14 protein-coding genes are annotated in these 22576 nt (G+C 35.2%); 8 read left to right on the top strand and 6 right to left on the bottom strand.

Annotated features, from left to right (window positions below):
• Window positions 1–42: 42 nt before the first annotated feature.
• From ACHRV5_RS05295 to ACHRV5_RS05285, 3 genes are all read left to right on the top strand, one after another.
• Window positions 43–783 carry a lipid A phosphoethanolamine transferase gene (locus ACHRV5_RS05295; protein ID WP_395426024.1) on the top strand — a complete coding sequence of 247 codons (741 nt, stop codon included), beginning with the start codon at window positions 43–45 and terminating at the stop codon, window positions 781–783.
• Between the two features lie 279 nt (window positions 784–1062).
• Window positions 1063–3054, top strand: coding sequence for a DUF349 domain-containing protein (locus ACHRV5_RS05290; RefSeq protein WP_047776079.1), 1992 nt, complete (start codon window positions 1063–1065; stop codon window positions 3052–3054).
• Between the two features lie 640 nt (window positions 3055–3694).
• Window positions 3695–4114, top strand: a complete 420-nt coding sequence (locus tag ACHRV5_RS05285; protein WP_047776081.1) for an OsmC family protein — start codon at window positions 3695–3697, stop codon at window positions 4112–4114.
• Between the two features lie 67 nt (window positions 4115–4181).
• On the opposite strand, the gene ACHRV5_RS05280 is transcribed toward ACHRV5_RS05285, so the two are convergent.
• Window positions 4182–5450: a tetratricopeptide repeat protein gene (locus ACHRV5_RS05280; protein ID WP_230001598.1), complete on the bottom strand. Its 1269-nt coding sequence runs from the start codon at window positions 5448–5450 to the stop codon at window positions 4182–4184.
• Between the two features lie 40 nt (window positions 5451–5490).
• Window positions 5491–8133 (bottom strand): DNA gyrase subunit A, encoded by a 2643-nt coding sequence (gyrA, locus tag ACHRV5_RS05275; protein WP_395426023.1) that lies wholly within the window; start codon window positions 8131–8133, stop codon window positions 5491–5493.
• A gap of 261 nt (window positions 8134–8394) precedes the next feature.
• On the opposite strand from gyrA, the gene ACHRV5_RS05270 reads away from it, so the two are divergent.
• The 3 genes from ACHRV5_RS05270 to ACHRV5_RS05260 all read left to right on the top strand — a co-directional run bounded on the left by ACHRV5_RS05270 (window position 8395) and on the right by ACHRV5_RS05260 (window position 13068).
• Window positions 8395–10941, top strand: a complete 2547-nt coding sequence (locus tag ACHRV5_RS05270; RefSeq protein WP_230001596.1) for an ATP-dependent Clp protease ATP-binding subunit — start codon at window positions 8395–8397, stop codon at window positions 10939–10941.
• 138 nt (window positions 10942–11079) lie between these two features.
• Entirely contained in the window at window positions 11080–12450 is a 1371-nt protein-coding gene (rimK, locus tag ACHRV5_RS05265) for a 30S ribosomal protein S6--L-glutamate ligase (protein ID WP_047776087.1), read from the top strand.
• Window positions 12451–12552: 102 nt separating this feature from the next.
• A complete protein-coding gene (locus ACHRV5_RS05260; protein ID WP_047776309.1) occupies window positions 12553–13068 on the top strand; it encodes a DUF421 domain-containing protein in 516 nt (171 codons plus the stop codon).
• Between the two features lie 130 nt (window positions 13069–13198).
• On the opposite strand, the gene ACHRV5_RS05255 is transcribed toward ACHRV5_RS05260, so the two are convergent.
• From ACHRV5_RS05255 to hutH, 4 genes are all read right to left on the bottom strand, one after another.
• A complete protein-coding gene (locus tag ACHRV5_RS05255; protein ID WP_395426022.1) occupies window positions 13199–14602 on the bottom strand; it encodes an SMI1/KNR4 family protein in 1404 nt (467 codons plus the stop codon).
• A 139-nt stretch (window positions 14603–14741) separates the two neighbouring features.
• Window positions 14742–16085, bottom strand: coding sequence for an inorganic phosphate transporter (locus tag ACHRV5_RS05250; protein ID WP_230001593.1), 1344 nt, complete (start codon window positions 16083–16085; stop codon window positions 14742–14744).
• Window positions 16086–16117: 32 nt separating this feature from the next.
• Complete coding sequence (locus ACHRV5_RS05245) at window positions 16118–16762, bottom strand: DUF47 domain-containing protein (RefSeq protein ID WP_230001592.1); 645 nt, start codon at window positions 16760–16762, stop codon at window positions 16118–16120.
• 48 nt (window positions 16763–16810) lie between these two features.
• Window positions 16811–18325, bottom strand: coding sequence for a histidine ammonia-lyase (hutH, locus tag ACHRV5_RS05240; RefSeq protein ID WP_395426021.1), 1515 nt, complete (start codon window positions 18323–18325; stop codon window positions 16811–16813).
• Between the two features lie 647 nt (window positions 18326–18972).
• Between hutH and thrA the strand changes: the two genes are divergently transcribed.
• Window positions 18973–21420, top strand: coding sequence for a bifunctional aspartate kinase/homoserine dehydrogenase I (gene thrA, locus ACHRV5_RS05235; RefSeq protein WP_395426020.1), 2448 nt, complete (start codon window positions 18973–18975; stop codon window positions 21418–21420).
• Between the two features lie 89 nt (window positions 21421–21509).
• Window positions 21510–22433 carry a homoserine kinase gene (locus ACHRV5_RS05230; protein ID WP_395426019.1) on the top strand — a complete coding sequence of 308 codons (924 nt, stop codon included), beginning with the start codon at window positions 21510–21512 and terminating at the stop codon, window positions 22431–22433.
• Window positions 22434–22576: the final 143 nt, after the last annotated feature.

The raw sequence follows: 22576 nt of genomic DNA, 5'->3' as shown, positions 1-22576 counted from the left end.
AAAGTAATTTTCGTACATTAGACTACTCGTTAACAGGTAGTTATGAATAAATCATTACTTATTCTATTTTTTTTAATTGCCACGGCTACAAATGCTCAAGGAACAGTTGAGTCCAAAAGCCCTTTTTCGGAACCCCGTTATCATTATTTTCTAAAAACCATATTACTTTTTAATGAGTATTTAGATACCGACAATGGTTCTTTTAATACTACACAAGTACGTGCTTTAGTTCCGATTGGAGACAAAGCTTGGAATTTACGGTTTGACCTTCCTTTAATATCAGCCAATACCAATTCGATAAATAAAAGCGGTATTGGAGATGTTGGTATGGGAGTTAGTTATATTCCTTTTATGGAGAGACAAAACGGCATTGCTCTCAGAGCAAGAGTATATGCCAATTCTGCCGCAGATCCCAGCTTCGGATCGGGCAAATGGGTTGTGATGCCGGCCGTTTTTTATGGTAAATATATGAGCGATAAAAAATTCCTTTGGATCACATCCTTAGAATATCAGGCGAGTTTTGCCGGTTCCAGTGAACGAAGTGACATTAGTGTCATTGCTTATGAAAATGTACTATTTCATTTTTTTGGCAAAAACTGGATTGCTGCCGATGTTGCTTTTCGGTACAATAGTATTTTAGAAGGCTTTCAAAATAATGCTTTTTTAGAATTTGGCCGAAAAATCACACCGACTAACCTAGCCTACATCCATCCGAGTGTGGCTTTTGGAGGAAATAAAACATACAACTATGGTTTGGAGGTTGGTCTTCTAATCTTATTCTGACAAAGATCTTTGACTACAAAATTTCAGATTTCTTAAAATAAAATCCTCAATAGAAAACGAAATAATCAATTAATAGCATTTTTCCAAAAATGGTATGGGGTCAAATTTTGAATTTATTTCAGAAAACGAAACAAAAAAAAGAATATCACATCCCTAAAACAGAACAATAAATAAGGTTTTCATCGAAAAATAGTGCATAAACAAACGATTTATTTTGTATTTAGAAACACCTTTACTATCTTTCGCTCTACTTAAACCAATAAACCTTATACATTTAAAATGTTAGAAGAAAAGAATGATAACCTGCAAGATGCAGACGGAAAACTAGAAATCGAGATTAGCGATTCTATACAAGACAATGTGATTGAAGAATCTGATTCTGAAACTGCAGCGGAAAATTTAGTTTCAACTACTGAAATTGAATTAGAAACTGTGGCTGAAACTCCGGAAGCAGATCATCAAGAGGCATTAGATGCGATCACCAATTCGAACGCTGAGGAAAGTGAAGATGAAACGTTAAAAGAACGTCATGAAATCCCTATGCAGGATTATGATACTTTTACGCTAGATACTCTTGTTGACGAACTGAAAAAACTTGTAAATACAGACAAAGTAATGTCTGTAAAAGAGCATATCGAAGAAATCAAGAAATCATTCTTATTACAATACAATCATCTTATAGAGGAGAAAAAAGAAGAATTCAACGCTTCTAAACAAGATCCTAATGAAGAATTTGAATACCATTCTCCATTAAAATCTAAGTTTGATGAATATTATTCTATTTTCAGAGAAAAGAGAAATGCTCATTTTAAACATTTACAAACCAACTTAAAATCTAATTTAGACAATCGACTTGCAATTGTTGAGGAGCTAAAAGAACTTATAAACCCGCAGGAAAACATCAAAGACACGCTTAAACATTTTAATGATTTAAGAGAGAGATGGAAAAATGCAGGACCAATTCCAAAAGACAAATACAATCACGTTTGGAACAACTATCACTTTCATGTAGAAAATTTCTATGATTATCTGCACTTAGATCGTGAAGCCAGAGATTTAGATTTTAAATACAACTTAGAGCAAAAACAAAAAATTATAGCTCGTGTTGAAGAATTGGTAAACGAAACGGATATCAGTAAATCTTTCAGAGAATTACAAGACCTACACCGAATCTGGAAAGAAGATATCGGACCTGTTTCTAAAGAACACCGTGATACCATCTGGAACAAGTTCAGTGAACTGACTAAAAAAATCCATGATAAAAGAGAGGTTTTATTTGAAAGCCAAAGAGCTAATGAGCAACAAAATCTTGAAATTAAAAAAGAGATTATTGGTAAATTAGAAGTTCTAGGTACTGAAAAAGTAAACTCACATTCGCAATGGTTGCTACAAATTCAAAAAGTAGAAGCGTTAAGAAATGAATTCTTTGCAGCTGGAAAAGTGCCGTCTGAGGTAAACGAAGAAACTTGGGCTTCTTTTAAAACTGCCGTTAGAAATTTCAACTCTTTTAAAAATTCTTTTTATAAGGACATTAAAAAAGATCAAAACGACAACTTAAATAAAAAAATGGCTCTTGTTGCCAAAGCCAAAGAATTACAAGAAAGTACTGATTTTGGCGCCACTACTCCAATCATGAAACAAATTCAGGAAGAGTGGAAACAAATTGGTCATGTTCCTAAAAAATATTCTGATAAAATCTGGAAGGATTTCAAAGACGCTTGTAATCACTATTTTGATAAATTAAAAGAGCACAAATCAGAGGAAAACGGTGATGAAGTAGCTGCTTTTGACAACAAAAAAGCGTACTTGGATATCTTAAGAGCTTACCAGCTTACCGGAGACCACAAAACTGATTTGGACGCTATAAAATTACATATTGAAACTTGGAAAGGTTTTGGTAAAGTACCTTTCTCAAGACGTCATATTGAAGGGAAATTCAATAAAATCCTGGATGCTCTTTTTGAAAAATTAAGTTTGAGTAAAAAAGAAACCGAAATGATGCGTTTCTCTAACCGTATAGATTCTTTATCGGAAAGTAACGACACAAGAAAACTGGACAACGAAAAGATCTTCTTAATGCGTAAGATTGAAGAGGTTCAAAATGAAATCTTCCAATTAGAGAACAACATTCAGTTTTTCACCAATACAAAAAATGCTAAGAAAGAGAATTCAATTGTTCTTGAAGTTCGTAAAAACATTGCTGTTCATAAGGAAAGCCTTGATGTTTGGAAAGACAAACTAAAACAATTACGTAATCTAGGTCAGGAATAAGACTTTTGATTTAAAAATATAAAAGGTGTAATGAAATTCTCATTGCACCTTTTTTTTTATGCACTTTTTTTTAAGCGCAGGGTTCGCAAAGATTTACGCAGGGTTCGCAAAGCAAGATCGACATAAAGTTTTGTGGATTCCTGTGTTTATCTCGTTAAAAACGCTCTAAAGACGCCAATTAAACGCTCTTTTATGAATTATTGCCACCCTGAGCGTAGTCGAAGGCTGGTTAGGTAAAAAGGGCTTCGACTTCGCTCAGCCTGACAAATGGAGGAAAGAAGAGAAAAACTGTTTGGCATTTTTTACTTGGAAAACTTCGAAATCAAGTACAGAAGATGCAGAGAAACAAAAATCTCGCGAAGTCGCAGAGTCGCGAAGTTAAAAAATCAGTATAAAAACTTGGCGGCTCTGCGTCTTTGCGAGAAATAAAGCCTAAAAAATCACCAACAAGATAAACAGAAGAAGATTTACACAAATTAGTCCACAATTTTTTTGACTCGATCCAAACTTTGGACACAGTTATGTTTTCAAGCATTTCTCCCAGAAACTTAACGTTCTAATTAAATTTCATAAAACTATTCTTTAAAATATTGATTATATTTGAGAATCAGAAGATTGTAAACCTTTAAATAGTATCAATATGAAATTTACAAGAAAAGCAAATGCCAACTGGAAAGGTACGGGCATGGAAGGAAAAGGAACTATCAGTACACAAAGTACTACATTAGACAATGCGCAATTGTCTTTTAAAACAAGATTTGCAGACGGAGTTGGAACGAATCCGGAAGAACTTATTGCAGCAGCGCATTCGGGCTGTTTTACGATGCAATTAAGTTTTTTACTCAACGAAGGAGGTTTTACCGCAGATGATTTAACTACAGAAGCGACAGTAACTTTTGAAGACGGCACCATAACTTTGATTCATTTGGATTTAAAAGGAAAAGTTCCTTCGATTTCAGCAGAAGAATTCGAAAAAACGGCTGCTAAAGCGAAAGAAATTTGTCCAATATCAAAGCTTTTAAATACGACAATTACGTTAACTGCTACTTTGGTAAGTTAGACGAAACTTTAAAGCATAAAAAAACCAAGGTCAAGCCTTGGTTTTTTTTATACTAATTCATTTCTGCTTACATTGTAGCTTTCAAAGCTTTTGCTTCAGCAGTCATTTCTAATGCTTTGTAAACACCTAATAATGTTTTAGAAACATCTTCGTTTTTAGGATCTAATTCGTTTGCTTTTTTAAGGTAAGGAATAACTCCTTTAAAAACAGACTCTCTTTGCGCTTTTAAAACGTCATAACGTTTCATATCTTTTGCAGAAGTACCCAATTTGTTCATTTCTTCAATGATTGGTTTCTCTGCTTCTAATTTTAAAGCTGCAAGGTTAAGATAAGCGTTTGTATAATCCGGTTTGATTTCGATCGCTTTCAAATAGTATTTCTCAGCGTCAGCAGGATTTTTAGCATTGTTACTAATTACTCCTAAGTTAAACAATAGATCAGCATTGTTCGGGTCTTTTTGTAAAGCCTCGTTAACTAATTTTTTGTATGTTTCAAAATCTTTCGTTTCTAAATATAGATTGGCTTCTGTAAGCAACAAAGTAGAATCTTCCGGATTTGCTTTTCTAGCATCTGCAACGGCTTTTTTAGCATCTTCAATACGTCCTTTTTGAACCAGGATTAAAGCAAGATTTTTGTTGATCTCACCTCTTTTAGAAGGAATTGCTTCCGTTCTTGGTTTTTCGTGAGTTCCTAATTTTACAGCTAAATCTCTTTCGTTAGCATTGTTAAAACCGTCTTCGTTTTTAGTCGCTTTGTTTAATGCCAAATAACTAGTTCCTTTTCCGGAATAATTTACTTTTTTCAATTCTTCGTACATTGGTAAAGCTGCATCATAATCTTGAGCATTTACCGCTGTTGAAGCTGCGTAGTACAAGTTAATTGTATCTTTTTTATCTAACAAATAAGCTTCGTATAATTTTTTTGCACCGTCAGCATGTTTGCTTGCTTGTGTATCAGCAATAGCCGAGTTAATCAAGTTTCCTTTAATTTGAGTAATTGAAGTAGCAGCCTGAGTAGAGTATTTTAACTTTCCTGACTCTTTTTCAATATCAATTAATTTTTTGTAGCTCTCTGCTGCAAGAGATAAATTTTTACTTTCTTCAACTTTTTTGTTAGCCAAATCCAAGTAAGCGTTCCCTTTTACAAAATAGTATTGTGCTTGTTCTACATCTTTAGCATTAACAACTAAATTTTCGGCATCCTTTAATATTGTGATAGCCCCTTGTGCGTCTCCGTTTTTTAATGCTTTCTCAGCACTTTTAATCTGATCTTTTTGAGCAAAAGTAGCTACTGAAATCAATAATGCTGACGCAAGTATTACATATTTACTTTTCATAATAGTCAATTTGTATATTTAATTTATTTTTGTGGTTTACTTATTCTTCTGATTCTTCTTCAGAATCCTCTTCGTCTTCTGTTTCTTCTTCAGCATCGTCTTCATCGTCCTCTTCTTCTGCCGTACCATCGTCTTCAAGAACTTCTAAATCCGGCTTCACTCTTTCTATCGCTGATTCGATAACATTACCATCTTCGTCAACCACAACTTCTGCTACATCGTCTTTCATTACTTTTGTAACAGCAGCGATTGAATCTTTTCCTTTTAAGTTAATCAATCGAACTCCTTGCGTTGCACGACCCATTACACGTAAATCTTCAATTGCCATTCTGATTGTTAATCCAGATTTGTTGATAATCATCAAATCATCCGCATCGGTTACCGCATTAATCGAAATTAATTTCCCTGTTTTCTCCGTGATATTAAGTGTCTTAACTCCTTTTCCTCCACGGTTCGTAATTCGGTACACATCTTCACCATCATCATCAACCAGTTTGGTACGTTTACCGTATCCGTTCTCGGTTACTACTAAGATTTGTGAATCGTTAACGTTGTCTTTATCAACAGTAACCATACCAATTACTTCATCGGTATCGTCTTTTAGCGTAATTCCACGAACTCCGGAAGCTGTTCTTCCCATCGGACGGGTTTTAGTTTCCTCAAAACGAACTAATTTACCGGATTTCACAGCCAAGATAATTTGACTTTCTCCGTTTGTTAATTTCGCTTCCAGTAATTCATCCCCTTCTTTAATTGTAATAGCAGCAACACCATTTACTCTAGGCTTAGAATATTTCTCTAAAGATGTTTTCTTAACCTGTCCTTGTTTGGTTACCATGACAAGGTTATGACTGTTGATATACTCTTTGTCTTTTAAATCTTGTGTACAAATGAAAGCTTTTACTTTATCATCGCTTTCAATGTTTACCAAGTTCTGAATTGCTCTACCTTTTGCGGTTTTGCTTCCTTCCGGAATTTCGTAAACACGCATCCAGAAACATTTTCCTTTTTGCGTAAAGAACATCATATATTGGTGGTTGGTTGCAACGAACATATGCTCAAGGAAATCCTGATCTCTTGTTCCTGCACTTTTTTGTCCAACGCCACCTCTGTTTTGTGTTTTGTACTCTGTAAGGTTTGTACGTTTGATATAACCGGCGTGCGAAATGGTAATAACCACATTCTCATCGGCAATTAAATCTTCAATACTTACATCACCACCAGAATATTCGATTAGAGAACGACGGGCATCGCCATATTTCTCACGAATTTCTTCCAATTCTTCTTTAATTAAGTTGGTTCTAAGACCTACGTCTGCTAATAAAGCCTTCAAATGCTCTATTAATTTCATTAATTCCTCAAACTCAGCTCTTAATTTATCTTGCTCCAGACCTGTTAACTGACGCAAACGCATTTCTACGATGGCACGAGCCTGAATGTCTGACAAATTGAATCTTTCAATTAATTTATCACGTGCTTCTTCCGTATTTTTCGAACCTCTGATGATCGCGATCACTTCATCAATATTATCAGAAGCAATAATTAATCCTTCTAAAATATGTGCTCTTTCTTCTGCTTTACGCAATTCGAAACGAGTTCTACGCACTACTACATCGTGACGGTGCTCAATAAAATAGTGAATCATATCTTTCAGATTCAACATTTGTGGGCGTCCTTTTACTAATGCAATATTGTTTACACTAAAAGAAGATTGTAATGAAGTGTATTTATATAAGGTATTTAAAACTACGTTTGGTGTAGCATCACGTTTCAGGATATACACGATACGCATACCGTTTCTATCTGATTCGTCACGAATATTGGCAATCCCTTCAATCTTTTTATCGTTCACCAAATCAGCCGTACGTTTGATCATCTCGGCTTTGTTAACCTGGTATGGAATCTCTGTAACGATAATACATTCTCTTCCGTCTACTTCTTCGAAACCAACTTTAGCACGCATTACAATACGTCCTCTACCGGTTTTAAAAGCTTCACGAACGCCTTCATAACCATATATTACACCTCCTGTTGGAAAATCAGGAGCTTTAATATGTGTCATTAATTCGTCTATTTCAATATCATTATTATCCAGATACGCTAATGTACCGTTGATAACTTCTGTTAAATTGTGTGGTGGCATATTAGTAGCCATACCAACTGCAATACCTGTTGCTCCGTTTACTAATAAAGTAGGAACTCTGGTTGGCATTACTTTTGGCTCATATAAAGTATCGTCAAAGTTGAGTTGAAAATCAACTGTTTCTTTTTCGATATCTGCCATAATATCTTCCGAAATTTTACGCATTCTTGCCTCAGTATAACGCATTGCTGCCGGACTGTCACCATCGACAGAACCAAAGTTACCTTGGCCATCTACTAATAAATAACGCATACTCCACTCTTGAGCCATACGCACCATAGCGTCATAAACAGAGGTGTCACCATGTGGGTGATACTTACCCAAAACCTCTCCTACGATTCTCGCTGATTTTTTGTGTGCAGATCTTGAAGTTACTCCTAAATCATACATTCCATAAAGAACTCTTCGATGTACCGGTTTCAAGCCATCTCTAACATCCGGAAGTGCTCTTGATACAATTACTGACATCGAATAATCGATGTAAGCTGATTTCATTTCATCCTCTATGTTAATAGGAATTAACTTTTCTCCTTCAGACATAAGTTGTTATATTAAATAATTATATTAATTTCAAAGCGTGCCAAGATACGGTTTTTTGAAATTTTTATAACTATCTTCATACACTTATTTCAATGATTTATTAACAACTTTATTTTCAATTTCAGTTAATAAATTAAGCGTTTTTTAACGCTATAATTGCTATTTTTTTTGTCTATTAGCTGTCATGAGATTCCGAAGGGTACGGTTTTTGTTTTTCACACAGTAATTCACTAAATTTACAATACATTACAATTATATATTATGGATGATAATTTTTCACCAAGAGTAAAAGATGTTATTACCTACAGTAAAGAGGAAGCCTTGCGTTTGGGCCACGACTTTATTGGTACTGAGCATCTAATGCTGGGCATTTTGAGAGATGGAAACGGTAAAGCCATTCATATTCTCAATAACCTGGCTGTTGATTTAGATCATTTACGCAGAAAAGTAGAAATACTCAGTCCAGCCAATCAAAGCGTTGAAGTCAATGCCGAAAAGAAAAATCTTCATCTTACCCGACAAGCTGAAAGAGCTCTGAAGACCACCTTTCTCGAAGCAAAAGTATTTCAAAGTTCATCGATCAGCACGGCACACCTGCTGTTATGCATCTTACGAAACGAAAACGATCCCACAACCAAGCTATTGAATAAACTAAAAATAGATTATGATATAGCTAAAGAACAATATTTAAATATGACTCCAAACGAAGAAGAATTCTTAGAAAACTTGCCAAGAAACGAATCATACAACGACGATTCAGGACAAGATGACAGTCTTAAAGAAAGTAGTTTTAACAATCCCGCCAATAAGTCAAACAAAAAGTCAAAAACTCCGGTTTTAGATAATTTTGGGAGAGATTTAACAGAAATGGCTGAGGAAGGAAAACTGGATCCGGTTGTAGGACGCGAAAAAGAAATTGAACGCGTTTCTCAAATCCTAAGCCGTAGAAAAAAGAACAATCCGCTACTTATTGGAGAGCCGGGAGTTGGTAAATCTGCTATTGCAGAAGGTCTGGCTTTACGCATTATTCAGAAAAAAGTATCTCGTATTCTTTTCAACAAACGTGTAGTTACTCTTGATCTGGCCAGTTTAGTAGCCGGAACAAAATACCGCGGTCAGTTTGAAGAAAGAATGAAAGCCGTTATGAACGAGCTCGAGAAAAACGACGATATCATTCTTTTTATTGATGAAATTCACACTATTGTAGGTGCTGGTGGAGCAACAGGTTCACTGGATGCTTCCAACATGTTTAAACCTGCTTTAGCAAGAGGAGAAATCCAATGTATTGGAGCCACTACTCTTGATGAATACAGACAATACATCGAGAAAGACGGAGCTTTAGAAAGACGTTTCCAAAAAGTTATTGTAGAACCAACTTCTGTTGAGGAAACAATCGCGATTTTAAATAACGTAAAAGACAAATACGAAGACCACCATAATGTTACGTACACCAAAGAAGCAATCGAAGCTTGTGTAAAATTAACCAACAGATATATGTCTGAGCGTTTTTTACCGGACAAAGCTATCGATGCTCTTGACGAAGCTGGATCTCGTGTACACATTACCAACATTGATGTTCCGAAACAAATTTTAGATTTAGAACGTCAGCTGGAAGAAGTGCGTGAGCTTAAAAATATGGTTGTTAAAAAACAAAAATATGAAGAGGCAGCCAAACTTCGCGATGATGAAAAACGCATCGAAAAAGACCTGGCTGTAGCTCAGGAACAATGGGAAGAAGACTCTAAAAACAACCGTATTGAAGTTACAGAAGATAATGTAGCCGATGTTGTTTCTATGATGACCGGAATCCCTGTAAACAGAATTGCACAAACAGAGAGTAATAAATTAGCCCAATTACCGGAACTAATTCAAAACAAAGTAATTGGTCAAAACGAAGCTGTTCTGAAAATTGCACGTTCTATTCAACGTAACAGAGCCGGACTTAAAGATCCGAACAAACCAATTGGTTCGTTTATTTTCTTAGGTCAGACCGGAGTTGGTAAAACACAATTGGCTAAAGTTTTAGCAAAAGAATTATTCGATTCTGAAGATGCGTTAATACGTATTGACATGAGTGAATACATGGAAAAATTTGCTATTTCCCGTTTAGTGGGAGCGCCTCCGGGATATGTAGGTTACGAAGAAGGTGGTCAATTAACCGAAAAAGTACGTAGAAAACCGTACTGTGTTGTTCTTTTAGACGAGATCGAAAAAGCACATCCGGACGTGTTCAACATGATGCTTCAAGTATTAGATGACGGTTATTTGACAGATAGTTTAGGTCGTAAAATTGATTTCAAAAACACGATCATCATCATGACTTCTAACGTTGGAGCCCGTCAGTTAAAAGACTTCGGACAAGGTGTTGGATTTGGAACTGCTGCGAAAATAGCTCAAGCCGATGATAATTCAAAAAGCATTATCGAAAATGCATTGAAAAAAACATTTGCTCCAGAATTCTTAAACAGAATTGATGACGTTATCGTTTTCAATGCATTAGAAAAAGCAGATATTGATTTAATCATCGAAATCGAACTTAAAAAACTGTACTCTCGTGTTGCTGAATTAGGATACAGCTTAAATCTAACCGATAAAGCCAAAGCATTTATCGCAGAAAAAGGCTTTGACAGACAATTTGGTGCGAGACCGTTAAAAAGAGCGATTCAGAAATACGTTGAAGATTTATTGGCAGAAGAGATCATTACCTCAAAAATACATTCCGGTGATGAGATTTTAATGGATCTAAAAGACGACTCTCAAGAACTTTCTGTAGAAATACACAAAGCCGAAGAGCCAACAAATCAATAAATACTTATTTTTATAACAGAAATAACAAACCCGTTACGTTTTTATAACATAACGGGTTTATTCTTTAGTCCAAATCCTCGATTTATTAAAAGCAAATAGTTATTTTTGACTATTAAATTCTATAATAAAAAACAACGTATGCTTCAAAACAAAGTCATTTTAGGTAGCGAAGAATGGTGCTCATTTCCAGAACTAGGAATCCCAACAATCAAGGCTCGTGTGGATTCCGGTGCAAAGACATCGGCATTGCATGCTATAAACATAGCTCCTTTTATTAAAAATGATACCAACTGGGTAAAATTCGACATTAACCCGATTCAGAATAACATCAAAACCATCATACATTGTGAAGCACCGTTGGTTGACAAAAGAATTGTAAAAAGCTCCAGTGGTTTTAGAGAACACCGTTACGTAATCCAGACGCATCTTAAAATTGGTGATGCGAAGTGGCCTATCGAAATGACGCTAACCAATAGAGATTCAATGGGTTTCAGAATGCTTTTAGGTCGTGAGGCTATGAGCGGACGTGTATTGGTTGATCCGGAAGAAAAGTACTTATTAGGACAACCAACTCCGGAATCCTTAAAAGAATTATACCAAAATTCAGAAAAAGCAACTTCCGGTTTAAGAATCGGACTTCTGGCCAGCAATCCTGAATTGTACAGCAATAAAAGAATCATGGAGGCCGGCGAAATGCGTGGTCACGAAATGCACTTTTTGAACATCAAAGAATGCTACATGAAACTGGATGCGAAAACTCCCGAAATTCATTACAGAGGCGGAAAAATTCTTAATCAATTTGACGCTATCATTCCACGTATCAGACCAAGTATTACATTCTACGGTTGCGCTTTGACACGTCAGTTTGAGGCTTTGAAAGTTTTCTGTTTAAATTCAGCTACAGCCATCACACAGTCCCGTGATAAATTATACTCCTTACAACTGTTATTAAATAGTGGTATTGACATTCCGACGACTGGTTTTGCTAATTCTCCATTAGACACCGACAACTTAATTAAAATGGTTGGTGGCTCTCCGTTAATCGTAAAATTATTGGAAGGAACACAAGGAAAAGGAGTTGTTTTGGCAGAAACCAAAAAAGCAGCAGAAAGTGTTATTAATGCGTTCAAAAGCTTAAATGCCAATATCCTTGTTCAGGAATTCATTAAGGAAGCCAACGGAAAAGACATTCGTTGTTTTGTTATTGACGGAAAAGTAGTGGCTGCCATTCAGCGTGAAGCTATGCCAGGCGAATTCAGAGCCAATATCCACCTTGGCGGAACCGCTTCTGTTATAAAAGTAACTGCCGAAGAGAAAAAAATCGCCATAAAAGCCGCAAAAGCAATGGATTTAAAAGTAGCCGGGGTAGATATCATTCGTTCTTCTAAAGGGCCGTTATTGCTTGAGGTAAACTCTTCGCCGGGTCTTGAAGGAATTGAAGGTGCAACAAACAAAGACATTGCCGGAGAAATGATCCGAGCGATTGAGAAAAATTTCAAGCTATCTTAAGTAAGTTCATTAAAACTTAACTACAGCATAATTATTTTAGCAGCTTTGTCAAGGTTTAAAACTTTGACAAAGCTTTTTTATTTAACTTTATTAAAAAAAGCAATGTTGTACCCCTATCTTGATATTATTTTCCGAAGTGTTGCTGTCTATTTTTTCATGACCATTGCACTCCGAATCTTTGGAAAAAAAGAACTCTCACAATTAAATACCGCCGATATTATTCTGATTTTATTAATTAGTAATTCAGTTCAAAATGCGATGGTTGGCCCGGACACAAGCCTTTGGGGTGGACTGGTTGCGGCTTTAGTGTTGTTTGTAATTAATTTCATTATTAAAAAACTAACACACAAATACAAAGTCCTTAACGATCTGTTATTAGACAAACCCGAGATTCTTATTCATAACGGAAAATTAGATTTTAAATCCCTAAGCAAATTAGACATTTCCCACGACGAATTAAAAGAAGCCATGCGTGAACATGGATTAGAACATTTTACCGATGTAAAGCTTTGTATGTTGGAAATTGACGGTACTATTAGTGTTATTTCCCAAGATAAAACTAACTTAAAAGAGACGCATTACAAACGGAAACACAATCATAAGAATTTTAGGAAGTAGCATTTGGTATAAAAAATGAAATGTGTGTGTGTGTTTATAAAATGATATTACAAATGTTAATGTTTAACAATACAAAAAAAAGCTGCTTTAAATAAGAAAGCAGCTTTTTTGCTATTTTAATTAATTAGTATTATTTCCAAAACTGATACCATTTATTCTTGTCCGTGAAGAACTCATACGTTTCCACATCTATATTTTTAATTGTTGAATTTGTTAAACCAAAAGGCTTTAGTCTAAGATTTAAATTCACCAAAATATAATTTTGTTCTTTCGGGAATCTTTCGGAAATACTTTTGTAATGCCTTAATAACTTTTTATCTTCAAGCCCATCCAAAGCTTGTAAGGCTGTATGAACAACAGAGTCTGTTTTGTCATTTAAACCCTGAATAAAAGTTTCAAGGTATTTACTTTTATTTTTTAACTGACCAAGTGAATAGTAAGCACTAACCCTAATATTTTCATTCTCATTAGATGCAAAAGGCGTAATTATTTCACCATAATCTATATTCATTTCTTTTAATAAATAAGTACAAAATCGAAACGTTTCTTCATCATTTATCTTTCCATCATTTGACTCAATACTTCCAAGCCAGTCGCTGCTTTTCTCCTTTGCATACCAAAAAACAAACTGAAAGACCTGCAGTAAATTTTCCTTTGCATATTCAATTAAATGAACATGTGCTTTGTTGTAATCAAACTTTGTCAGTATTTGAAGTAAAACTTCCTGAATTTCTCCGGATCTTAATTTAAACTCCGCCTCTATAACATCTAAAGTTTCCGTATCCAGTTTAGCCTTTTTTAAAAGCGCATTTAGGCAGTCTTTTTTAATATTGAATTCGCTCACAGAAAAATATGTTTCTAAAAGATCCTCTGCTTTACCTCCCATTGAATATCCAAACCAAGTTGCAGTATCTACAATCAGATCTCCTGAAATTACTTCATCAAGCCATCTTTCATACCAATCCAAAAAATTATTTTCGAAAGTAAATTTCGGTTTTTGCCTATCAAGGTCAAGATTAACAACTCTGCCTTTAAATTCACCATTTAATACAAGCCCATGAATATAACTGCATCCTTGTGATCCAAGAGGCAAAATTCCTGAAAATATTTTCCCTAATTCGATTTCAAAATCCTCATCTGAGATACCTTCTTCATCAATATTTTTTGTTATTTCATCCCAATATTCATCCGTCATATTTGGATACCAAACACAATCCTGACTTAAATACTCTTTTGTATTTTTATCGATCAATTCCTCGATCATTTTTCCAAATGGGTAAATACCATAAAACGGACCAGCTCCTGAAGCATTAAAACCTATCCCTCCATTGCCAACATTAGTCAAAAAAGTTCTATAGCACTCAGGCAATTCTAAATCATATTCCTTTTCAAATTTTAAAATATCTTTCTCATTCAAAGCATACCCTAAAGCATACTTATGCTCTTCCGAACCAAATACTTTTAACTTTACATCAGCATTTTTAGCTTTAATAAGCTTACTTTTTATTCTTTGTACCTGCTCTACAAACATCATTAACTGTTTAAATGGTAAATATATGGAATGTTCAATTTTAAAAAATAAAAAAAAAAGGATAAAATCTTTCGAAATTATCCTTTTTCCTATGTTTAAAAATGTAAAATTTAAATCTCACATTTTACAAAAATCATTTTATTTAAATAAAAATACTCAATACGAAATACACTAAACCTGCTAAAATAGCCGAAATAGGAATAGTTAATACCCAAGCCCAGATCAAACTTACGGTTACCCCCCAACGAACGGCAGATACACGTTTTGTCAATCCAACACCAATGATAGAACCTGTAATTGTATGTGTTGTACTTACCGGAATTTTTAAATGCTCTGTAAAATAAAGCGTTAAAGCTCCAGCAGTTTCAGCAGCAACACCTTCAAAAGAAGTTACTTTTGTGATTTTTGAACCCATTGTTTTTACAATTTTCCAACCACCACTTAAAGTTCCGGCTGCAATTGCAGAATAACACGCTAATGGAATCCATCCCGGCATTACTCCTTTTACACCTAAATCATCATTTGGCAAGACCACATCTAACCAAGAATCCATATGAACCCCAGGGTTTGTATTGATGTATACCGCTACTGCCGCAGCAATAATACCCATTACTTTTTGTGAATCATTACCTCCGTGTCCTAAACTAAACGCAGCAGAAGACAATAATTGCATTTTCTTTAATGCTGCATCCGCCTGATGTAAATTTAAGCTACTGAATATTAAGCAAAAAGCACTAACCGTTAGCACAATAAAGGCTACCAAAAACCATTTAATATTGTGTGGATCGAAAACTACACTCCAAAAATGAGAGTCGAAACGAGCTTTTCCTCCTTTTTCCAAAATCTCTTCGTAAGGAATCATCTGACTGTAAACAAACCAGATTGTTAGCAGCATTAAGACAACAGTAAATATCTTAGGTCCAATACTTTTTCGAGAAGCATTTAACAACCAAATCGAAATTAAATAAGAAGCCAATGCTCCCAATAATGGTGCTAAAACAATAAAAGCAATAATGATAAGAACTCCTGATGGCATTCCACCGTCTTTTCCTGCCTTATACCAACTTACTATTTCATACCAATAATGTGTAACTCCATCTTCGCCAACATAACCTGAGAAACCGTGTACAGCAATCGCATGAGCTATTGCAGCTCCGGCAAATCCACCAATTAAAGTATGCGAGGAACTCGAAGGAATTCCAAGCCACCAAGTCAATAAATTCCAACAAATCGCTGCAATAACACCGGCCAGAATTACAACCAGGTTAATCTCCATAGTGTGCGCTGTTTTTGCAACAGTATCCGCAACACCAAATCCGAAAACCCAGTAAGCCAGAAAGTTAAAAAATGCTGCCCAAAGAACGGCCTGAAAAGGCGTTAGTACCTTTGTCGCAACAACTGTAGCAATAGCATTTGCCGCATCATGAAAACCATTGATGTAATCAAAAATTAAGGCTAATACTATAATAATTATAAGTAGCGTCATAAATTATAACTTCAGAATGAAATAAATTGAATTTAAGAATGTTTTACAGAAATAGATTCCAGTATGTTCGCAACACTCTTACATTTGTCTGTAGCTGATTCTAAAACAGATAAAACTTCTTTATATTTAATAATATTTTTAGCATCTGTTTCGTTTTCAAAAATTTCAAAAACTGCTTTGTTATAAACATTATCAGATTTATTCTCAAGTTTATTAATTCTGGCGCAAGCCTCTTTAATAACTTTCATATTGCTTAGATTTCTAAGCTCCTTTACCGCACTGTCAATATTCTGACAAGCCTCAAGGTTAATTTCCGTCATCTTTCTGATCGATTTTGTAATCTTATCAACCTGATACAATTTCATTCTGCTTGCGGCTCCATGAAGGTAATCCGCTACGTTATCAATAGAAGTAATCAAAGTATGAATATCCTCTCTGTCAAACGGCGTAATAAAGTTTCTGCTCAATTCAAGATTGGTCTGACGCGTAATGTCTTCTCCTCTTTGCTCTAACTCATCAATTTTTTGAAAAAGAACTTCTCTTTCTTTCAATGGAAGGTTTACAGCTTCGTGTAAATTAGAAGCTAATTCAATTAAATTACTTGAAGCTTCTTCAAAAAGTGGAAAGAATTTTTTGTCTTTCGGCACTAAAAATTGGAAAATACTGTTTATTGACATTTTTTTATTTTTGATAGCGCAAAATTACTTCATTAATACTTTGTAATGTTAAGCCATTGTTAACAAATCGTTTTCAATTTGAAAACTGTTCAGGAACGATACTGTTTTTTCGATGTCATAATGCAAAATTCGGTCTTCTTTTACCAAAGGCACCACTTCTCTGTAGCTCGTTAAGAACATTTCGATGAAATCACTTGATTTTAAAGGTTCTCTGTACGCGATAGCCTGTGACGCATTTAACAACTCAATTGCCAAAATACGCTCAATATTATCCATAACACGTAATGCTTTGGTAGCACCGTTTGCTCCCATACTTACGTGATCTTCCTGTCCGTTACTCGAAACAATACTATCAACACTTGACGGAGTAGCCAGTTGCTTATTTTGACTCGCAATACTTGCCGCTGTATATTGTGGAATCATAAAACCGGAATTTAACCCCGGATTATCAACCAAAAACGCCGGAAGATTACGCAATCCTGAAATCAACTGATAGGTTCTTCTTTCTGAAATACTTCCCAATTCAGCCAAAGCAATTGCCATAAAATCTAATGCTAAAGCCAAAGGTTGTCCATGAAAGTTACCTCCGGAAATAATCTGATCTGACTCAACAAAAATATTTGGATTGTCTGTAACGGAATTAATTTCTGTTTTGAATACTTTTCTAACATAATCAATCGCATCTTTTGAAGCTCCGTGAACCTGAGGTATACAACGGAATGAGTAGGGATCCTGAACATGTTTCTTTTCCTGAGCAATAATCTCACTTCCTTCCAAGAACTCATTGATGCGTTGTGCCGTCACAATTTGTCCTTTGTGAGGACGTATAAAATGGATCAATTCATTAAAAGGCTCTATTCTTCCATCAAAACCTTCCAATGAAATAGCTCCGATCAAATCTGCCAAATACGAATATTTATAAGCTTTAATTAAAATATGAGCTCCGTAAGCACTCATAAATTGAGTTCCGTTTAACAATGCCAAACCTTCTTTGGATTTCAAGACAATTGGCTCCCAGTTAAAATGTTTCATAACTTCTGCTGAAGCTACTTTTTTTCCTTCAAAAAGCACTTCTCCTTCTCCCAACAAAGGCAAAGACAAATGTGCCAAAGGGGCTAAATCTCCGGAAGCTCCTAATGAACCTTGTGTATAAATAATAGGTAAAATATCGTTGTTGTAAAAAGCAACCAGACGATCTAACGTTTGCAATTGAACTCCCGAATGTCCGTAACTTAAAGATTGGATTTTAAGCAACAACATCATTTTTACGATTTCAGCCGGTACTTCTTCTCCTGTTCCACAAGCGTGCGATTTTACAAGGTTTTCTTGTAATTTTGACAGGTTTTCATTTGAAATTTTCACATTACAAAGTGATCCAAAACCAGTATTGATTCCGTAGATAGGCTCAGAATGTGACGCCATTTTTTTATCTAAATAATCGCGACATTTCTGAACGTTTACTTTTGCTTCTTCTGATAATTCAAGTGTTTTTTGATTTACGATTATTTCTTGTAAATCTTCTAAAGTTATGGTCTCCGTACTTATATAATGAATCTCTCTCATGTTGTTTAAATATTTTAAGATGTCAAAATTCAACAAATCAATATTAAAAAGCAACATTTGTTCATAATAATTAAAATTGCCACAATCTAATATTGCCAATTCTAATCATTTCATATTATTAACCATATAAATCTTATAATAATATATAACCCGAATAAACCGATTTTTTAATAGTCCTCAGAAAATCAAAAAACTAAAAAGTCTATTAAATTTATAGACTAAACCGCTTTTTCAACTGAATTTGTCATTAAATTCAAACAACTTTTGACTTAACGACCTCAATAAAAAGTAAATAAATATACGAATAAGCTTATTTTATATATTGAATTTTATAAAATACTCAATATTGAATTTTATATTTTTGAAATAATGAAATATTCGCAAAAAGAAAATAAAGATTTTTAACTTTTATAAAAAACTGTACTTTTGAAAAATCAAAATGAAAAGTAACAGCACTACATATCAATCTTCTACAGTAACTCCAATCGGAGCTGTAATTGCTGTTACCACAATTTCTACTACAACAACTACTACCCCTTAGGGGTATACACTTTTACATATAATCCTGATTGTCTATACTTTTTTCAAAAAAGAAGAAAGCTATTGGATAGATAAAAATATTTGCATCAAAGAAAAAAATCATCAAAATGAAAGTATTAAAATTTGGCGGAACTTCGGTTGCCAATGCACAAAATATAAAGCTCGCTCTCGAAATAATAAACCAAAATTCCAAACAGGAAAAAGTAGCTGTAGTGGTTTCCGCATTAAGCAAAGTAACGGACCTTCTTCAATTGGCAGCTGCAAAAGCCGCAGCGAACGACGAAAGCTTCAGGGAAATTATTGCCGAAATCGAGAAAAAACATCTTGACACTTTAAAAGAACTGATTCCGGTAAGCGAACAAAGTAGCTTGTTAAGTCATATCAAAAGAATTATCAATCATTTAGAAACTTTACTGGACGGTTGTTTCTTATTGGGAGAATTATCCCCTAGAACAGCAGATACTATCTTAAGTTTCGGTGAATTGTTATCGTCTTTTATCATTGCACAAGCTTACCTGCAAATCGATAAAAATGCCGTTTACAAAGACAGCCGTGAGCTCATTAAAACCAATAATAACTTTGGTAAAGCAGTTGTTAACTTTGAAATCTCCAATCAATTAACTCACGACTATTTTACTGAAAACGAATCACAAATCACTATTTTACCGGGATTCATTGCCTCCACTCTTGACGGAATTACTACCACTTTAGGTCGTGGTGGTTCTGATTATACTGCTGCTATTATTGCCGGCGCTTTAAATGCAACACAACTGGAAATCTGGACTGATGTAAACGGAATGTTTACCGCAAATCCTAAAATTGTAAAACAAGCAAGACCAATCGCTACTATTTCATACCAAGAAGCTATGGAGTTGTCTCATTTTGGGGCAAAAGTGCTTTATCCGCCTACAATTCAACCCGTTTTAAGGAAAAATATTCCAATTTTAATCAAAAATACTTTTGAACCCGAAGCCGAGGGAACTTTAATTTCTGATCAGGTTTCGTCAAAAGATACTGTTGTAAAAGGAATCAGCCATATTGATCATATTTCTTTGCTAACGTTGGAAGGCCCTGGAATGATTGGAGTTTCGGGTTCATCAAAACGTTTGTTTGAGGTATTGTCTCAGGAAAAAATAAATGTTATTTTTATCACTCAGGCCTCTTCTGAACACTCTATTTGTATCGGAATCCTGAATTCCGACGCCGAAAATGCCGAGGCCGCAATAAACAGAGCTTTTGAAATTGAAATCCTTCAAAACAAAATAGATCCTTGTATCGTAGAAAAAGACCTTTGCATCATTGCTTTGGTTGGCGAAAACATGAAAAATCACCAAGGTCTAAGCGGTAGAATGTTTAGCACTCTGGGAAAAAACAACGTAAACATCCGTGCCATTGCGCAAGGTGCTTCTGAACGTAATATCTCGACTGTAATCAACGAAAGAGATGTTAAAAAAGCACTGAATACCTTACATGAGAATTTCTTTGAAGAAAACACCAAACAGCTCAATTTGTTTGTCATGGGTGTTGGAAACGTGGGAGAAAAGTTCATAGAGCAAATTCATAATCAGAAGAAATTCTTAAAAGACAATCTGAAGATTAATGTTCGTGTGATTGCTTTGTCCAATTCCAGAAAAATGCTTTTTGACGAAGACGGCATTTCGCTTAAAGAATGGCAAAATGATTTAGACAAAGGAGAACCAGCCAACAAAGAAGCCTTTATCGAACGTGCTAAAGAAATGAATTTACGTAACAGTATTTTTGTCGATATCACAGCAAATGCAAGTGTTTCCGATACCTATGAACAGTTTTTAAAACAAAGTATAGCGGTCGTAACTTGTAACAAAATTGCTTGTTCGTCTGCGTATGCCAACTATAAAAAACTAAAAAACTTATCGCGTCAGTATAATGCTCCGTTTTTGTTTGAAACAAATGTTGGTGCGGGATTACCTATTATTGATACCGTAAAAAACTTAATTGCTTCAGGTGATAAAGTGCATAAAATTCAAGCCGTTTTATCGGGTAGTCTGAATTTTATCTTTAATAACTTCGATAAAAACAACTCTTTTCACGATGTGGTAAAAGAAGCCGGAGTACAAGGATTTACAGAACCTGATCCTAAAATTGACTTAAGCGGAATTGACGTTGCTCGTAAAATCCTGATTCTAATTCGCGAAAGCGGTTACGAAATGGATATCGACGCCATCGCCAACGAATCGTTTTTGCCTGCCGAATGTTTATCGACAACAAACAACGATGACTTTTTCGCAACCTTAATCAAACATGCACCCCATTTCGAAAACATTTACGAAGAAGCCTTAAACAAAGATTCAAGACTAAAATACGTAGCACAATTCGAAAATGGAAAAGCGAGCGTTGGTTTACAGTTTATCCCAAAAGAGCATCCTTTTTATAACTTAGAAGGAAAAGACAACATTGTTTTGTTCTACACCGATCGCTACGTCGATCAGCCCTTGCTTATAAAAGGTGCCGGAGCAGGTGCAGCGGTTACCGCTTCAGGGATTTTTGCAGATGTGATTAGAATTGGAAACATATAAATTTTTGTTTCAAGTTTCATGTTTTAAGTTTTTGTAGCACGTTCTGCAAAAACTTAAAACATGAAACCTGAAACCAGAAACAAAAAAAAATGACAGAAATAAAACTATTTTGCCCGGCAACAATCGCGAATCTTTCGTGTGGATTTGACGTGCTTGGACTTTGCTTAGACAACGCGGGTGACGAAATGATTGTTCGGAAATCGGATCAGAAAGGGGTACGAATTACTAAAATTATTGGTGCCGATTTGCCATTAGAAACAGAAAAAAATGTTTCGGGGGTGGCTGCTTTAGCGATGTTGGAAACCTTAGATGAATTGGATTTTGGTTTTGAAATTGAAATCTACAAAAATATCAAAGCCGGAAGCGGTATCGGAAGTAGTGCGGCCAGTTCTGCGGGAGCTGTTTTCGGAATCAACGAATTGTTGGGAAGACCTTTTTCCAGAAAAGACTTGGTGCAATTTGCTATGCAAGGCGAAAAATTAGCCAGTGGAAATGCGCATGCAGACAACGTTGCTCCTGCCCTTCTAGGCGGTTTTACTTTGGTAAGAAGTTACAGTCCGCTTGATATTATTAGAATTGACAGTCCGGAAGAATTGTTTGCTACGGTGGTTCATCCTCAAATCGAGTTGAAAACTTCTGATGCCCGTTCGGTATTAAAACAAAATGTTTCCCTTAAAAGCGCCATCATGCAATGGGGAAATGTCGGCGGATTGGTAGCCGGATTGTACACCAAAGATTATGACCTGATCGGACGTTCGCTTCATGATGAAATCGTAGAGCCTTTAAGAAGCGTTTTGATTCCGGGTTTTGATTTAATCAAACAAACGGCTCTAGAAAACGGCGCTTTAGGTTCGGGAATTTCAGGCTCTGGCCCTTCCATTTTCGCTTTAAGCCGCGGAGAAGAAACCGCAAACCGAATTGCAAAAGCCATGAGCGACGTTTACGAAAAGATGAATCTACCGTATGAAATTCACGTTTCGAAGATTAATCCTGATGGGGTTAGGATTTTGTAATTTGAAAAGAATTAAAAATTAAAAATTCAGAATTAAAAATTTTGGGTACCGTTTGTCATTTCAAACTAGAAATCACACAAGTGAGGACGTACTGTTGTCGAGTTCCGAGTGTGATTTCTCCTTACGTCGAAATTGACAAAAAG

The sequence above is a fragment of the Flavobacterium sp. FlaQc-52 genome, assembly GCF_044007495.1.
Classification (GTDB): Bacteria; Bacteroidota; Bacteroidia; order Flavobacteriales; family Flavobacteriaceae; genus Flavobacterium; species Flavobacterium cupriresistens.
This window is presented reverse-complemented; position numbering and strand designations above follow the sequence as displayed.

Coding starts and splice junctions, on each gene's coding strand:
- ACHRV5_RS05295 (WP_395426024.1), top strand. CDS start 43: ATGAATAAATCATTACTTATTCTATTTTTTTTAATTGCCACGGCTACA.
- ACHRV5_RS05290 (WP_047776079.1), top strand. CDS start 1,063: ATGTTAGAAGAAAAGAATGATAACCTGCAAGATGCAGACGGAAAACTA.
- ACHRV5_RS05285 (WP_047776081.1), top strand. CDS start 3,695: ATGAAATTTACAAGAAAAGCAAATGCCAACTGGAAAGGTACGGGCATG.
- ACHRV5_RS05280 (WP_230001598.1), bottom strand. CDS start 5,450: ATGAAAAGTAAATATGTAATACTTGCGTCAGCATTATTGATTTCAGTA.
- gyrA (WP_395426023.1), bottom strand. CDS start 8,133: ATGTCTGAAGGAGAAAAGTTAATTCCTATTAACATAGAGGATGAAATG.
- ACHRV5_RS05270 (WP_230001596.1), top strand. CDS start 8,395: ATGGATGATAATTTTTCACCAAGAGTAAAAGATGTTATTACCTACAGT.
- rimK (WP_047776087.1), top strand. CDS start 11,080: ATGCTTCAAAACAAAGTCATTTTAGGTAGCGAAGAATGGTGCTCATTT.
- ACHRV5_RS05260 (WP_047776309.1), top strand. CDS start 12,553: ATGTTGTACCCCTATCTTGATATTATTTTCCGAAGTGTTGCTGTCTAT.
- ACHRV5_RS05255 (WP_395426022.1), bottom strand. CDS start 14,602: ATGATGTTTGTAGAGCAGGTACAAAGAATAAAAAGTAAGCTTATTAAA.
- ACHRV5_RS05250 (WP_230001593.1), bottom strand. CDS start 16,085: ATGACGCTACTTATAATTATTATAGTATTAGCCTTAATTTTTGATTAC.
- ACHRV5_RS05245 (WP_230001592.1), bottom strand. CDS start 16,762: ATGTCAATAAACAGTATTTTCCAATTTTTAGTGCCGAAAGACAAAAAA.
- hutH (WP_395426021.1), bottom strand. CDS start 18,325: ATGAGAGAGATTCATTATATAAGTACGGAGACCATAACTTTAGAAGAT.
- thrA (WP_395426020.1), top strand. CDS start 18,973: ATGAAAGTATTAAAATTTGGCGGAACTTCGGTTGCCAATGCACAAAAT.
- ACHRV5_RS05230 (WP_395426019.1), top strand. CDS start 21,510: ATGACAGAAATAAAACTATTTTGCCCGGCAACAATCGCGAATCTTTCG.